Source organism: Anaerostipes sp. PC18, from assembly GCF_039789045.1.
GTDB classification, from domain to species: Bacteria; Bacillota; Clostridia; order Lachnospirales; family Lachnospiraceae; genus Anaerostipes; species Anaerostipes hominis.
In genome coordinates, this window is the sequence record NZ_CP121164.1 from 2,953,931 (window position 1) to 2,967,500 (window position 13,570).

Genomic DNA, 13,570 nt, shown 5'->3' on the forward strand with positions numbered 1-13,570 from the left:
GTCTTGTTGAAATTATTATTTAATCTTCTGCCAATTCCTGCTCTGTTTTTGTTTTAGATACAAGTACGATCAATGCAGCTGAGACAGCTCCTGCAACGATCAAACAGATAAAGAATGGAATCACTTTATTCATTGCAAATACTACGAATACTCCACCGTGAGGTGCACGGATTGTAATACCCCATAAGTAAGACATTACAGATCCTACAGCTGAACCAACCATAAAGCATGGGATGTATTTTAAGTTCTTTGCAGCATACGGGATTGCAAACTCCGTGATCATACATAACGCCCCTGCAAAACATCCGGCGATTCCTGTTCTGTCTTCTTTTGTAAATTTCTTTGGTGCAACTAACATTGCAAATGCCATTGCAAGAGGCGGTGCACAGCAAGCTACAAAGTTAGCAGCCATCGGTGCGTAGTTTCCTGTTTCCATACATGCCAGGGCAAATGCGTAGGCAACTTTGTTACACGGACCACCCATGTCAAATGCCAGCATACATCCCTGCACAATACCTAAGAGTACCAGGTTTCCAGTTCCCAGGTTGTTTAACATTGTTGTCAATGCTGTTGTTAATGCCCCTAAAGGTCCTCCGATCACATAGTGCATCAGCAAACAAATACCCGCACATCCGATTACCGGAATGAACAAGGTTGGAAGCAGTGATCTCACAGCGTTAGGAAGCGGGATCTTCTTTAACGCATTTACAAGATATCCTGCGATGATACCTGCGATCAGCGCTCCGATAAATCCTGAAGAATATCCCATACCCCAAGGGTCAGTTGCCAGCCAGCCTCCAAACATACCAACACAGATTCCCGGTTTGTCGGCAATTGAGAATGCTACATATGCACCTAAGATTGGTACCATGAATGTTCCCAGACCAATTTTACCGATCCAGAAGATAGTTGAGGCAAAATTTCTTCCCGGCTCCACTGTATTCGGAATATCATATCCTCCCAGCAAGAACCCTAAAGCTACTAAAATACCTCCTGCTACTACAAACGGCAGCATATATGAAACACCGGTTAAAAACGCTTCCTTAATATCATCTACTACGTCTCTCATTTTTCATCCATCCCTTCATATTTTTATTCTCTCTTTTACTACTCTTCTACTTCACTAAAAATAATACTTGGGTCTTTGATCACTGCATGTGGTTTAGTCTGAAAAATCTTGTCTTTGTAAGGTGTAAAACGTTCTGCTTTTGTAATTCCGACATCGTTTGCAAATACAATCAGGTCTGCTTCTTTGATATCCCTGTCCCTCAGCTTGTCTTCGATTCCAAGTGCTCCCTGTTTTTCAACCTTGCACTTGTAACCTTTTTGCTTGCAGATCTTCTGTATCGCTTCTGCTGCCATGTAGGTGTGCGCAATTCCTGTCGCACATGATGTTACTGCAACAACTTTCATGATACGTCCCTCCTTTTCTAAAGTTCTTTGATCCCTTTGATCAACTCATCATAACTTTCAGCCTTTTCTAATAATGCCAAAAACTCGTCGTGAGCCAAAAATCCTGCCAAAGTTGCCAGCACTCTCAAATGGTAATCATTCTCTTGATTTTCAGAAATCGCCAGAACAAAGATGTACTTTACTTCGCCTGACTCCCCGCCAGACTCATAAATGAACGGCTCCCTGCATCTGCAGAATCCGATTCCGGGTGTCAGGACCTCTTTACATTTCCCGTGAGGGATGGCAATCATATTGCCCATGTAAGTCGGCCCCAAAGTCTCCCGAAATTCCAAAGCCTTTTTGAATGCCCCGGCGTCTGAAACGAGTCCTGCCGTTTCAAACTGCCTGGTCATCACATTAAACATGTCATCTTTGTCCTTAAACGGTTCCCGGTCAAGGATCACCATTTCATCGAGCAGCACTTCGGATAAGTCCACACTGTTCATGAAATGTTTTCCCTCCCTTTACGAATCTTATTTCCCGTTTTTAAACGCCTTGATTACGTCTTTTGCATATCCTTTCATGAATTCATAGGCTTCTTCCTGTAATTCATGGTATGCAATCTTTCCATCTGTCTCAGCAACACGGTCTGCTACAAATTTTGTGGCTGCCTTTGCCATGTAAGAGTAGTAATTTACTTTAGAGCATCCTGCTGTGATCGCTTCCTGTACCTGAGAGAATTCTACTCCTGAAGCTCCATGCATAACGACACGGCATGTATCCGGAATCGCTGCGCGGAGTGCTTTCACTCTGTCAATGTCCAATACCGGCGGCTCTGCGTAAATTCCGTGCATAGTTCCAAAGCATACAGCCAGTGCATCACATCCTGTCTCTTCAGCGAATGCTTTTGCTTCTTCCGGCTCTGTGAAGAATTCTTTTATATCTTCGTTTGTCAGAACACGGCTCTCTGCGTCCTCTTCTCCATGAGTATCCTCTGCAGTAGATGCCATAACTCCCAGTTCAGCCTCTACTGTGATTCCTGCAGGATGAGCGATCTTTACGAATTCTTTTACTCTCTTTAAGTTTTCTTCGTAAGGAAGTGCGCTGCAGTCATACATGATAGACGGGAATCCGACCTTTAAAGCTCTAAGTACGAAATCATAGTCACTGCCGTGGTCTAAGTGTACACAAACCGGTACAGATGCTGCCTTCGCATATTTTAACATTTCCGGCCCGATTCTCTCGATCGGGATGAGCGGATCATGTACCTGTGCATGGTCAATGATGATCGGTGTGTTTAATTCTTCTGCCGCACCGATGACTGCACGGATGGTTTCCACGTTCGGAGTGTTGATACATGGAATTGCATACTGCTCCTTCTCTGCGATCTCTAAAATTTCTTTCATGTTTACTAACATAGTGCTTCCTCCTTTAAATTAGCAGCCTTTCGGCCATTGTTACCCTGCTTCACTCATTAGAATCTCATAAAACTCTTTGGGCCCTTCCGCATCCAGAAGATGTCCGATCAGTTCTTTATTGCCGATCATCCCATAGAAATACTGGAAAAACCTAAGAATCTCCTCCGAGGTTTCAAAATCAATCGCAATCAGGAACATCAGCCGTACCTTTTCGTTGGGCGTCCATGAGATCGGATATTTTAGCCTTACAACCGCAACTCCGCTCTGCTTCACATAATCTTTGTAAATATGTGGCATAACGATGTTTCTTCCGACGGTGGACGGCCTTTTTAATTCCCGTTTCCACACTTCCTGGCTGAATCCTTTCTCTATGAATCCCTGTTCATACAAAAGGTCACTTGCGAGCTGTATCACATCCTGTTTTTCCATGACATTGACGTCGGTTAAGATCAAAGATTCTCTGAAAGTCTTCTTTGTCGTCTCCAGCGCATCCGTCATTTTTTTGTCATGATCGAGTTCATCCAGACTTACGGCGATTTTGTTGATGTCCGCCTGATCGATATGTTTTGTCACTTCAATTGTATTTTCCCTCGGCTCCTTTAGAGGAACCGTAGAAATCAATAATTGTCCTTTCATTGTTTCCGGATGAAAGTCCCGTATATGAATGCTGTCTATAATCTCAAGTCCTTCAACTGCATTCTCAATCTTAATCTTCTGGTACCTTGCGGTATGAGGATCAGTTGCAGTCATTAAAACTGCCTGGCGTCCCTCCCTGATGTCCATCATCGCATTGTGAATCAACAATGCGATCCATGCAATCTCATCCTGGGTCAATATCACAGATAGCTTACCTTCAATGTCAAAAATATAAGTCATACATGCCGCATATACATCCTGCAGCTGATGCTGCACATCTCTGTGCAGGTCGTCCCATTCCACTAATTTGTAATCACGTTTGATCGTGATCTTTTCTAAAAATGAACTGACGTCATTGATAAGAACCTCATTTTTTAATACGTTTTCTTTCTTCATCACGGCCAGGACAATGGATAGATAGTCCAGTGCGATATTCTCATATCTTTCATCCTTAGGGCGGTTTCCGTGTCCGCAGGTCTTTGCAACCATCAGCTTGGCGGCCAGAAACTGGTATTCTAATGACATATCTCCGTTTTGAGAAATAATCTCATCTAATATCAACCGAGCCGCATCGAGGAAAGAAGTATCTAACTTGGTCATCTTTCGGCTTCCCGCGTTTTGGAGGATTTTCCCTTCCCCGATACGGTTGATTGTCAGTAGTAAGTATTCCGTCAGCCGGCAAAAAGAGATATCCACAAAGATCTGATTTAAAAACTCTTCTGCCTTCCGGAGGCTGTCCTGCACCTTCATAATGTTTTCTTTAGGATAATGGTCGGTAAAAAAGGTGTAGGCCCGTTTGCTGATTCGGTAGTCTAAGTTTTCAGGCAGCTTATCAATATAGGCGTGTTTCCAATACTTTTTGTTTTCAGAATCCACGATTGCCTGTCTTAGATCAAATTCATCTCCCTTGATCTGAATCCCCTGATTTCTTACTTTTGTGAGGGTCAGGTTAAACTCACTTAAATAGTCTTCAATATGCTTCAGATCTTTCTGAATGATATTCCTGCTCACACACAGCTCTTCGGAGAAAAGCTGAATCGTATATTTGGCCGGATAGTAAAATAACGTATCTAATATATAGTTCTTTCGGTAGTAGAATGATTCCGGGTCTTTGTTGGCATATTCATTGAGGTCATCCAGGATCATTTCCCTCTGTTCTTCCGTTGCGACCAAACACAGTCCTTTTCGCGGTGCCGTCAATAGTTTTGCTTCATACTTCTCTATCTCACGGCTGATATCGCTTAAAGAGTGTTTGATGCTGCTGACAGAAACTCCTGTCATTTCAGAAAGTTCATCAGTGGTGAAAAAACCATACGTATCAATCATTCTACGTATTACTTTTTCCTGTAAATTATTCATCTCGTAGGCCTCCTTCAATGAATAAAACCGATGAAGTTAAGCAAGCATCTTGCTTATGTATTAATCATAATATCCTTCACCGGTTTTGTATATATCTCATAAAATCAGTTTTTGCACTTATATCGGTACAATTAGTATAATTTTTAAAATTACCGAGTACTTTCTCTATTTTACTACGCCTAGCCTTTTCTGAACATGGAAAAAAAGCCCTGGAATCATGAGTTTAGGATAGGGGGTAATGATTCCATGGGCTTTTTCTCTTTAGCCGGTATGATATTTATCTTCCGGTATTTATCTTACAATCCGCCGTACAGATACGACTTTCCTGTAATTCGCTTTTGGTGAGATCTTGATGCCTGTTTTTCTGGAACTTGCATGTACGATCTTTCCGCCTCCGATATAGATGGCTACGTGTCCGCTGTAGCAGATCAGATCTCCCGGCTGTTTCTTCTTATAAGAAACCTTTTTTCCTGCTCTTCTCTGAGAGGAGGAAGTTCTCGGGATATTATATCCAAAAGAACGGTAGACGGCTTTTGTGAAGCCGGAGCAGTCAGCTCCAGTATTTAAATTTGTTCCGCCCCAGCGGTAAGGGTTTCCTACAAACCTCTTGGCGAAACTTGTCACTGTCTTTCCTTTTGTTTTTTTACTTCCTTTGAGCTTTGGTGCTTTTGTGCTTATCTTTACACGTTTTTTCGGGACAAATCCTGTCTTTCCCTTATAGGAAATCTTTCTCCAGCTGCCGCTTGTATAGTAAACGGTAACCTTCTTTCCCTTTTTGATTCTGACTAATGTCTTTGACTTTTTTGATTTACTCCGTTTTAAACTTGTAGTTGCACTTTTAATATATCCGGTATAACCCGAGGCTGCCTGCACTTCTTTTTCCGGAAGCGATGTTGCCGCCGTACCTGTTATCATTAAACATGCAACTGCAAAAATTGCTGTTCTCTTTGCGATTGCTTTCATTGTATCCTCACTCAACTTCTTTCTATATATTACGTAATTATTACATTTTGTTTACATTTATGAATTATAGCACGCCGTAATAATATTGTAAAGTCTTTTGTAATAATATCGTAATATTTATTCATATTTTATTAACAAGTCCGATTCTTCTCTGCTGTCAGGCTCATATTTGATAATTCCTGGAATTTCTTATATAATAGAAGCTAACAGACAATCGACCCAAAGAAAGAGAAAAGGGAGTACTATGGAACCATTTGTTTTGACCTGCTGTTCCACGGCAGATATGGAAAAAGAATACTTTGAACGCCGTAACATTCCTTATGTATGTTTTCATGTAACGTTAGACGGAAAGGATTATATGGATGATCTTGGGCAGAGTATTCCATTTCCAGAGTTTTATAAGAAAATACAGGAAGGTGCTCTGGCAAGCACTTCCCAGATAAATGTAGAAGAATACATTGGATTTTTTGAACCTTTTTTGAAAAATGGCCGGGACATTCTGCATATCAGTTTGTCCTCAGGTATCTCCGGAACATTTAATTCCGCAAGCATCGCCAGGGATGAATTGTTAGAAAAATACCCGGATCGGCAGATCTTTCTCGTAGATTCTCTGGGCGCATCTTCCGGCTATGGACTGCTCGTAGATATGGCCGCAGACCTGAGAGACCGCGGGGACAGCATCCGGGATGTCTATGAGTGGGCAGCCACCAACAGACTGAAGATCCACCACTGGTTTTTCTCCACAGATCTCACTTCCTACATCCGCGGAGGGAGGATTTCCAAGACCTCAGGTTTTATCGGCACGATGCTCGGCATCTGTCCTCTGCTGAATATGGACTCTGAGGGGCATCTGATCCCCCGGGCTAAGATCCGAACAAAAAAACGGGCCGTCAAAGAAATCGTTAAGAAAATGGAAGAACACGCAAAAGACGGCACAGACTACAGCGGTAAATGTTTCATCTCCAACTCCGCCTGCTATGAAGATGCCAGACAGGTTGCGGACCTGGTAGAAGCCACATTTCCTAATCTAAACGGCCATGTAGTGATCAATAGTGTGGGAACCGTCATCGGCGCCCATACGGGGCCGGGAACGGTCGCCCTGTTCTTTGAAGGAGATAAACGGACGGATTAAGTAGACTTATTTGCCCATTTATTTTTTATGGCATCCGGATCATCCCATCAAAAAATAATCTCGGAACAATCTTTGAATCCGGTACATTTGCTGTCTCGGATTTATCCTATAAAAATAATATCATTAACGACGAAAAAAGTATTGAGGGATTTTTAGACTGCCATATGACAGAAATCGGGACGGGTCCCGGGGAGTTTTGTCAGAGTTCCCTTGAATTTCTCAAAAGCTTTGGAACTCCCTGCGCTGAAAATACTTTTTCAATTGATAAAGAATGGTATGAAGCTTCCTGCCTGCGCGAGAGTCTTTTTCTCATAACCGGCGAAACAATCAATGGAAGGATAGGCGGTGATGAGTTTATTACTTATATCCCCTGTCTTTCCATACATAAAAACAGACTTGAAAAATTGCTGGAGCTGTTTTTTGAGAATTGGAACTCCCGTCAGAAAGATCTGAGTCTTGACGGCAATATATTTGTCTCTGTGGGCATCGGTTTTTATCCTGATCACGGAAAAGATTTTCAAACCCTATGGTCCAATGCTGACAAGGCACTGTACTCCGCGAAAAATAATGAAAATAATCACATCTGTTATTGTTCCGAACTTTCTGATTTACATAATTAAAAGAAAAAGGCCTGGGATCTTCTCCTATGAGAAAATCCCGGGCCCATATAATTCTTAGAGGTTTGCGCCGTAATCCAGCACAATACACTGTCCTGTGATAGGAGCAGACTCGTCACTGGCCAAAAATAAAATGGAATTTGCCACGTCTTCTGCTGAACATGCAGGAAGCCGCAAATCGGAATGTACAGCCATGGCCCCCATCATATCTGGGTCCATAGAGTCCATCGTCTGTCCCGCTGTCATCGGAGTCTTGATCATGCCCGGACAAATGGCATTGCACCGAACACCGTCTTTTGCACATCGCATAGCCGTGTGCTTGGTAATACCCAGGCCTGCTGCCTTGGAAGCCACGTAGGCAGCTCCCCCGCCCCCATTTACTCCTGCAATACTATCCACATTGATAATTGATCCGCTCTTATTTTTCAGCATGACTTCCAGCGCTGCACGGATAAAATACATAGTTCCCTTTGTGTTGATGTCAATGATCCTGTCGATCTCGCTGTCCGCTACTTTATCGATGGGAAGCAGGCCTTCGTCCAGCACCCCGGCATTATTCACCAGAATATCCAACGTACCGAAATGCTCTACGGCTGCTTCTACAATTCTTTTGCCGTCTCCGGGAACAGAAATATCGCCCTGCAGTGCCAGCACTGTGCATCCGGCGGCCTCTATATCCGCCGCCACAGACTCAAGCTTTTCCTTTCTCCTGGCAGTGATAACGACTTTGGCGCCTTCCTTTGCAAACCGCTTTGCCGCCTGTTCACCTACCCCGGAATTCCCACCGGTAATGACTGCAACTTTTCCTTCAAGTCTTCCCATATTGCTACCTCCTTGCACAGCTGTTTGCCTTATCTCTCTCTTATTATACACCCTCTCTTCTTCTTATTCCATTTTCATTTAAAAACATTTTGATCCCCTGAAAGGTCTGGGCGCTCAGCACATGTTCACACCGGCATGCATCTTCCTCGGCCACATGTTCCGGCACTCCTGCAATCTGCATAAAAAGCGAAGTCAGCGTCCTGTGTCTCTCGTAGATAGACTCGGCCTTTTTAAGCCCTTCAGATGTAAGGGATATATATCCTTTTGCATCCACGAGAATATAACCCCCTTTTTTCAAAATCCCGACCGCACGACTGACGCTTGGTTTGCTGTAATTTAATTTTCTGGCTATATCGATAGAGCGCACCTGCCCTAATTCCTGTTTTAACATTAAGATAGCTTCCAGATAATTTTCCCTTGATTCGAGCATCCTGATACTCCCCCTTATTCTCCTCCTGTTGTTTTAAATATTATTTTAAAAAGTCCTCTATGATCACTGCTTCTGCCTCTTCTCCGGTCATTCCAAAAGTACGCAGCTTTATGAGCTGATCATTATTAATACGCCCGATGGCTGCCTCGTGAATAATCTGAGCATCCACATGATTTGCGTTGATCTCAGGAATAGAACTGATCTTTGCATCATCCATGATAATAGAATCACACTGCACATGTGCATGGCACAGTGCATTTCCGATGGCTTTCGGATGAAAGACCTGGGTGGATGTGTCCTTGGCGACAGATCGGGATATGATCTGTGCAGAACTCTCCTCCCCGTTTAACTGTACGTCCATGTTTGATATGGCCTGCTGGTTCCCATGTGTCATGAGTTTTTCCATTACATAGAGTTTGGACCCTGCCCCCATCTCCACGTGTGTCTCCCGTATCGTCGAATCTACCCCTTTGATCTGAGTCGTATCCAGTGTAAAAACAGAATCTTCCTCCACATCGATTTTCGTGACAGGATTTAAAACCCTGCCGCCGGTTCCTTTTCCTTCCCCGTAATGGCGCTCCTCATACCGTACATTGGCATGGCTGCCCACATGGAATGCATGAATGCCGTCATGCCTGCTCTCCTGGTCCCCGTCGTTGTGAATGCCGCATCCTGCCACGATCAGGACATCTGCACCGTCCTCGATATAAAAGTCATTATAGACCACATCTGTGATACCGGAAGCAGAAACAACCACCGGTATATGCACTGCCTCACCTTTTGTCTTCCCGCTGATAAAGATATCAATCCCGGGCTTGTCCTGCTTCTTTACGATGCGGACGTTCTCACTGTCGCCGTGACATACTGCCTGTCCGTTCTGACGCAAGTTATAAGCGCCTTTCTGTACAAACCCCTGACCGTCGATAGCCTCCAGCACTCCCGCCGTTATTTGATCTAATTTCATGTCCTTATCCCCCTATTCCTGCATGAAGGCACATTGCTCTTCAGATTCTTCTGCCATGAGGTGCGGATAGACCTCTTCCTTCGACCCGATCTCTTCAACCTGCCCGTCTCTGATGATCATGATGCGGTCTGCCATCTGGATGATCCTCTCCTGATGGGAGATCAGGATCAGACTTGCCTTGTTTTCCCTGTGGATTTTTTCAAATTCTTTGATCAGCATGGCAAAACTCCAAAGATCGATGCCTGCCTCCGGTTCATCAAAGATACATATTTTATGGTCTTTTGCAAATACGGTGGCAATCTCGATCCTTTTCATCTCGCCCCCCGACAGAGTGGCATCCACTTCCCGGTCTTTATATTCCATTCCGCAGAGCCCGACACTGCTCAGCAATTCACAGCACCGCTCATCCTTCAGTGTCTCCCCTGCCGCAAGAGACAGCAGCCTGGAAGCCGTCAGCCCTTTAAATCTTGGAGGCTGCTGGAATGCAAATCCTATGCCTGCATTCGCCCTCTGGTCTATGGTATAATCTGTGATGTCTTCTCCGTCCAGAGAGATTTTACCCCCGCTTGCTTTTTCTATCCCCATTAAAATCTTTGCGATGGTTGATTTTCCTCCGCCGTTGGGTCCTGTGACAACAAGCATTTCCCCGTCATCGACAGAGAAGCTCACATCATCCAATATTTGCACATCTGCACCATTTTCATTGATCCGGTACGATAAATGTTCTACGTTTAACATAACTGCAGCCTCTTTTCTTGTCTTTTGAATTCTATCATATTTATATAACCGTATTTTATATTGTTTTTCAAGTAATTCTGTCCATGTTTTGGAAAAGATTCATTCTCATTTCCCTAAAAAGTCCCTGCCAGTAGTTCTGCCTCTCTCAGTGCCTGATTCATGATGAGTCTCACATCATTTCCAATGATGTCAAGTCCCTCTGCGGTCACCGTATCTGTCTTCGGAATTCCTAGCATACGAAAAACGGAAGCAAGAAATACGGCAGCCGGAAATGTTCCTTCCAGTCAAGAAACCGCCTGGCCAGCAGTAACGTTCTGGATTCTTCTCCCCTGATACATCCATTGACAAATAAGATTGATTTCATACGCTCCTCCTTATATCAAAACATTATGGAAACAGAACAAAGTGGTCAAGCCCACACTTCAGCTCCCCAACCCTTCAATCTTTGAGGGGCTTGACAACTTTGCGTGCCAGATGCGATTTGCCAAAGGCAAATGATTTCCTTACGCATCTGTGCACAACCCGGGGAGCGTTTTTATTTCATAGGGAAGGTCGTAGAACTTTCCTATGAAATGAAAAAAAATGTGCAGGATCTCTCTTGCACATTTTGTTTGATCTATTCTCTTACGATTCTCCTCACGGCAACTACTTTTCTGTAATCGGCCCTCGGAGAAATCTTAATCCCTGTTTTTCTTGTACTGGCATGGACGATTTTGCCGTTGCCTATGTACATGGCTACATGGCCGCTGTAACAAATCAGATCTCCAGGCTGCTTGTTTTTATAAGATACCTTTCTGCCCGCTTTCCTGAGGTCGAAAGACGTTCTCGGAAGCTTATATCCGAAGGAACGGTATACTCCCCCGACAAAACCGGAGCAGTCGGCACCGCTGTTTAGATTTGTTCCTCCCCATACATATGGGTTGCCAACAAAACGCTGGGCAAAGGCTGCCACTGCCTGTCCTTTTTCTTCTTCAGTTCCTGCCAGTTCAGGAGCATTTGTGTTAATGTATACATATTTTTTCAGGACAAATCCTGTCTTGCCTTTGTATGTAACCTTTCTCCATTTCCCGCTCGTGTAATGAACCTGCACAGGTTCTCCCTTTGAAATTTTACGGATCACTTTAGATTTTTTAGATTTGGACTTTCTCAGTTTTACCCATGATTTCCATATCCGTCCGTCGTATGTACTCTGTGCTGCATGAACTTCCTTTTTCGGGGCTGCCAATCCTGATGTAATGATCATAGAAAAGACGAGCAGACATATTGCTGTCTTTTTTAATATTGACTTCATAAAGATGTTACCTTCCTACTTCGATATTTTATATTAATTTTATGTTTATTACAGTATTGTTACATTTGATCTACAGTTATGAATTATACCACAACACTTCTGTAAAGTAAACCTTCTAACATACAAAATAGGAAATTTTCCGTCATTTTTTCCATAAACTCCTGACATTTATCATGAATCGTATGGTGCATAAATAAAAAAACCCTATAAATCATTGATTTATAAGGGTTTTTACGTGGGCGAGAAGATTCGAACTCCCGACCTTCTGGTCCGTAGCCAGACGCTCTATCCAGCTGAGCTACGCCCACATATGAAATTAAACAGCACCTGTAACAAGTGCTCAATGCCGTTGACCGGAATCGAACCGGTACGGGGAGTATAAGTCCCAGGGATTTTAAGTCCTGTGCGTCTGCCAGTTCCGCCACAACGGCATCCTGAGAGAAATTCTCTCAAAATGGGACCAATAGGGCTCGAACCTATGACCCTCTGCTTGTAAGGCAGATGCTCTCCCAGCTGAGCTATGATCCCAAATATAAATTACTCTTTTTAAGCAAAGAGACGACCCGGATGGGGTTCGAACCCACGACCTCCGCCGTGACAGGGCGGCGCTCTAACCAGCTGAGCCACCGGGCCAGAAATAACTGTATACAAATGGACCCTCGGGGACTCGAACCCCGGACCGATCGGTTATGAGCCGATTGCTCTAACCAACTGAGCTAAAGGTCCTTATCTTCTCACCACTTAATGTCCAAGTGTATGAAGCCGTTGACCGGACTTGAACCGGTAACCTGCTGATTACAAATCAGCTGCTCTGCCAATTGAGCCACAACGGCGAAGTATGAAGCTGAATGACTCCAACGGGATTTGAACCCGTGTTACCGCCGTGAAAGGGCGGTGTCTTAACCACTTGACCATGGAGCCTTGTTTCTTTGACCGCTTCACGGTCTTTTTGACCTCCCCGAGCTGGGCTCGAACCAGCGACAACACGGTTAACAGCCGTGCGCTCTACCAACTGAGCTATCGAGGATCATTTCTTTTTATTCTTTCTCTTTTTTCCTTCGATTATTCCTCTGATGTACCTTCAAAACTACATACAGAACCTTTCATCAAACATCTTCCTTACCTTCTTTGGTTAAAGCCTCGACCGATTAGTAACAGTCAGCTCCATACGTTGCCGTACTTCCACCTCTGCCCTATCTACCTCGTCGTCTTCAAGGGGTCTTACTAGATTACTCTATGGGAAATCTTATCTTTAGGGGGCTTCACGCTTAGATGCCTTCAGCGTTTATCCCTTCCAGACTTGGCTACTCTGCTATGCATTTGGTAATACAACAGATCCACCAGTGGTCCGTCCATCCCGGTCCTCTCGTACTAAGGACAGCTCCTATCAAATTTCCTCCGCCTGCGCCGGATAGGGACCGAACTGTCTCACGACGTTCTGAACCCAGCTCGCGTACCGCTTTAATGGGCGAACAGCCCAACCCTTGGAACCTGCTACAGCTCCAGGATGCGATGAGCCGACATCGAGGCCAAACCACCCGTCGATGTGAACTCTTGGGAGTGATAAGCCTGTTATCCCCAGGGTAGCTTTTATCCGTTGAGCGATGGCAATCCCACGTTATACCACCGGATCACTAAGTCCTATTTTCGTACCTGCTCCACCCGTCGGTGTCACAGTCAAGCCTTCTTCTGCCTTTGCACTCTGCGAATGGTTTCCGTCCATTCTGAGAAGACCTTTGAGCGCCTCCGATACCCTTTCGGAGGCGACCGCCCCAGTCAAACTCCCCACCTGACATTGTCCCCAACCA

The 13,570-nt window shown here is 44.3% G+C and carries 15 protein-coding genes, 8 tRNA genes and 1 rRNA gene (1 of these 24 only partly in view); 2 read left to right on the top strand and 22 right to left on the bottom strand.

What is annotated here, in order from left to right; translation table 11 throughout:
• Nucleotides 1–19 precede the first annotated feature (19 nt).
• From P8F77_RS15850 to P8F77_RS15875, 6 genes are all read right to left on the bottom strand, one after another.
• Nucleotides 20–1,069 (bottom strand): PTS fructose transporter subunit IIC, encoded by a 1,050-nt coding sequence (locus P8F77_RS15850; protein ID WP_287520309.1) that lies wholly within the window; start codon nt 1,067–1,069, stop codon nt 20–22.
• A 38-nt stretch (nt 1,070–1,107) separates the two neighbouring features.
• On the bottom strand, nt 1,108–1,413 hold the full coding sequence (locus tag P8F77_RS15855; protein WP_024726380.1) for a fructose PTS transporter subunit IIB: 306 nt from the start codon (nt 1,411–1,413) through the stop codon (nt 1,108–1,110).
• Between the two features lie 17 nt (nt 1,414–1,430).
• A complete protein-coding gene (locus P8F77_RS15860; protein WP_024726379.1) occupies nt 1,431–1,898 on the bottom strand; it encodes a PTS sugar transporter subunit IIA in 468 nt (155 codons plus the stop codon).
• Between the two features lie 27 nt (nt 1,899–1,925).
• On the bottom strand, nt 1,926–2,810 hold the full coding sequence (locus P8F77_RS15865; RefSeq protein ID WP_024726378.1) for a class II fructose-bisphosphate aldolase: 885 nt from the start codon (nt 2,808–2,810) through the stop codon (nt 1,926–1,928).
• Nucleotides 2,811–2,849: 39 nt separating this feature from the next.
• Nucleotides 2,850–4,805 carry a PTS sugar transporter subunit IIA gene (locus tag P8F77_RS15870; protein ID WP_024726377.1) on the bottom strand — a complete coding sequence of 652 codons (1,956 nt, stop codon included), beginning with the start codon at nt 4,803–4,805 and terminating at the stop codon, nt 2,850–2,852.
• Between the two features lie 291 nt (nt 4,806–5,096).
• Entirely contained in the window at nt 5,097–5,768 is a 672-nt protein-coding gene (locus tag P8F77_RS15875) for a C40 family peptidase (protein ID WP_024726376.1), read from the bottom strand.
• Nucleotides 5,769–6,012: 244 nt separating this feature from the next.
• Here P8F77_RS15875 and P8F77_RS15880 point away from each other — a divergent pair, with 244 nt between their 5' ends.
• Together P8F77_RS15880 and P8F77_RS15885 are read left to right on the top strand one after the other, a co-directional pair.
• A complete protein-coding gene (locus P8F77_RS15880) occupies nt 6,013–6,900 on the top strand; it encodes a DegV family protein (RefSeq protein ID WP_024726375.1) in 888 nt (295 codons plus the stop codon).
• A gap of 164 nt (nt 6,901–7,064) precedes the next feature.
• Entirely contained in the window at nt 7,065–7,520 is a 456-nt protein-coding gene (locus P8F77_RS15885) for a diguanylate cyclase (protein WP_287520315.1), read from the top strand.
• Between the two features lie 54 nt (nt 7,521–7,574).
• Here P8F77_RS15885 and P8F77_RS15890 read toward each other — a convergent pair whose 3' ends face one another.
• The 16 genes from P8F77_RS15890 to P8F77_RS15965 all read right to left on the bottom strand — a co-directional run.
• Nucleotides 7,575–8,339, bottom strand: a complete 765-nt coding sequence (locus P8F77_RS15890; protein ID WP_024726372.1) for an SDR family oxidoreductase — start codon at nt 8,337–8,339, stop codon at nt 7,575–7,577.
• Nucleotides 8,340–8,382: 43 nt separating this feature from the next.
• A complete protein-coding gene (locus P8F77_RS15895; protein ID WP_270433358.1) occupies nt 8,383–8,769 on the bottom strand; it encodes a metal-dependent transcriptional regulator in 387 nt (128 codons plus the stop codon).
• 40 nt (nt 8,770–8,809) lie between these two features.
• Nucleotides 8,810–9,733 carry a SufD family Fe-S cluster assembly protein gene (locus P8F77_RS15900; RefSeq protein ID WP_148459508.1) on the bottom strand — a complete coding sequence of 308 codons (924 nt, stop codon included), beginning with the start codon at nt 9,731–9,733 and terminating at the stop codon, nt 8,810–8,812.
• Nucleotides 9,734–9,745: 12 nt separating this feature from the next.
• Nucleotides 9,746–10,471, bottom strand: a complete 726-nt coding sequence (locus P8F77_RS15905) for an ATP-binding cassette domain-containing protein (RefSeq protein WP_287520320.1) — start codon at nt 10,469–10,471, stop codon at nt 9,746–9,748.
• Nucleotides 10,472–10,584: 113 nt separating this feature from the next.
• Nucleotides 10,585–10,707, bottom strand: a complete 123-nt coding sequence (locus P8F77_RS15910; RefSeq protein WP_270433365.1) for a hypothetical protein — start codon at nt 10,705–10,707, stop codon at nt 10,585–10,587.
• The gene (locus P8F77_RS15915) at nt 10,701–10,835 is read right to left on the bottom strand and encodes a hypothetical protein (protein ID WP_270433367.1); all 135 of its coding nucleotides are present in this window, start codon (nt 10,833–10,835) and stop codon (nt 10,701–10,703) included. The genes P8F77_RS15910 and P8F77_RS15915 overlap by 7 nt, the downstream gene beginning before the upstream one ends.
• A gap of 252 nt (nt 10,836–11,087) precedes the next feature.
• Nucleotides 11,088–11,762, bottom strand: coding sequence for a C40 family peptidase (locus P8F77_RS15920; RefSeq protein WP_270433369.1), 675 nt, complete (start codon nt 11,760–11,762; stop codon nt 11,088–11,090).
• A 234-nt stretch (nt 11,763–11,996) separates the two neighbouring features.
• Nucleotides 11,997–12,070 (bottom strand) — tRNA-Arg (locus P8F77_RS15925).
• 36 nt (nt 12,071–12,106) lie between these two features.
• Nucleotides 12,107–12,193, bottom strand: a tRNA-Leu gene (locus P8F77_RS15930).
• 24 nt (nt 12,194–12,217) lie between these two features.
• Nucleotides 12,218–12,290, bottom strand: a tRNA-Val gene (locus P8F77_RS15935).
• Between the two features lie 31 nt (nt 12,291–12,321).
• Nucleotides 12,322–12,395 (bottom strand) — tRNA-Asp (locus P8F77_RS15940).
• A 19-nt stretch (nt 12,396–12,414) separates the two neighbouring features.
• A tRNA-Ile gene (locus tag P8F77_RS15945) sits at nt 12,415–12,488 on the bottom strand.
• A 34-nt stretch (nt 12,489–12,522) separates the two neighbouring features.
• Nucleotides 12,523–12,595: transfer RNA gene (locus P8F77_RS15950), tRNA-Thr, on the bottom strand.
• A 16-nt stretch (nt 12,596–12,611) separates the two neighbouring features.
• Nucleotides 12,612–12,683 (bottom strand) — tRNA-Glu (locus tag P8F77_RS15955).
• Between the two features lie 33 nt (nt 12,684–12,716).
• Nucleotides 12,717–12,789: transfer RNA gene (locus P8F77_RS15960), tRNA-Asn, on the bottom strand.
• Nucleotides 12,790–12,890: 101 nt separating this feature from the next.
• A 23S ribosomal RNA gene (locus tag P8F77_RS15965) occupies nt 12,891–13,570 on the bottom strand (it continues 2,223 nt past the right edge of the window).

Excerpts from the sequence above, each read along its gene's own strand:
- P8F77_RS15870 (WP_024726377.1), bottom strand. The coding sequence starts at position 4,805 with ATGAATAATTTACAGGAAAAAGTAATACGTAGAATGATTGATACGTAT.
- P8F77_RS15920 (WP_270433369.1), bottom strand. The coding sequence starts at position 11,762 with ATGAAGTCAATATTAAAAAAGACAGCAATATGTCTGCTCGTCTTTTCT.
- P8F77_RS15895 (WP_270433358.1), bottom strand. The coding sequence starts at position 8,769 with ATGCTCGAATCAAGGGAAAATTATCTGGAAGCTATCTTAATGTTAAAA.
- P8F77_RS15915 (WP_270433367.1), bottom strand. The coding sequence starts at position 10,835 with ATGAAATCAATCTTATTTGTCAATGGATGTATCAGGGGAGAAGAATCC.
- P8F77_RS15855 (WP_024726380.1), bottom strand. The coding sequence starts at position 1,413 with ATGAAAGTTGTTGCAGTAACATCATGTGCGACAGGAATTGCGCACACC.
- P8F77_RS15850 (WP_287520309.1), bottom strand. The coding sequence starts at position 1,069 with ATGAGAGACGTAGTAGATGATATTAAGGAAGCGTTTTTAACCGGTGTT.
- P8F77_RS15865 (WP_024726378.1), bottom strand. The coding sequence starts at position 2,810 with ATGTTAGTAAACATGAAAGAAATTTTAGAGATCGCAGAGAAGGAGCAG.
- P8F77_RS15900 (WP_148459508.1), bottom strand. The coding sequence starts at position 9,733 with ATGAAATTAGATCAAATAACGGCGGGAGTGCTGGAGGCTATCGACGGT.
- P8F77_RS15875 (WP_024726376.1), bottom strand. The coding sequence starts at position 5,768 with ATGAAAGCAATCGCAAAGAGAACAGCAATTTTTGCAGTTGCATGTTTA.
- P8F77_RS15910 (WP_270433365.1), bottom strand. The coding sequence starts at position 10,707 with ATGCTAGGAATTCCGAAGACAGATACGGTGACCGCAGAGGGACTTGAC.
- P8F77_RS15880 (WP_024726375.1), top strand. The coding sequence starts at position 6,013 with ATGGAACCATTTGTTTTGACCTGCTGTTCCACGGCAGATATGGAAAAA.
- P8F77_RS15885 (WP_287520315.1), top strand. The coding sequence starts at position 7,065 with ATGACAGAAATCGGGACGGGTCCCGGGGAGTTTTGTCAGAGTTCCCTT.
- P8F77_RS15860 (WP_024726379.1), bottom strand. The coding sequence starts at position 1,898 with ATGAACAGTGTGGACTTATCCGAAGTGCTGCTCGATGAAATGGTGATC.
- P8F77_RS15890 (WP_024726372.1), bottom strand. The coding sequence starts at position 8,339 with ATGGGAAGACTTGAAGGAAAAGTTGCAGTCATTACCGGTGGGAATTCC.
- P8F77_RS15905 (WP_287520320.1), bottom strand. The coding sequence starts at position 10,471 with ATGTTAAACGTAGAACATTTATCGTACCGGATCAATGAAAATGGTGCA.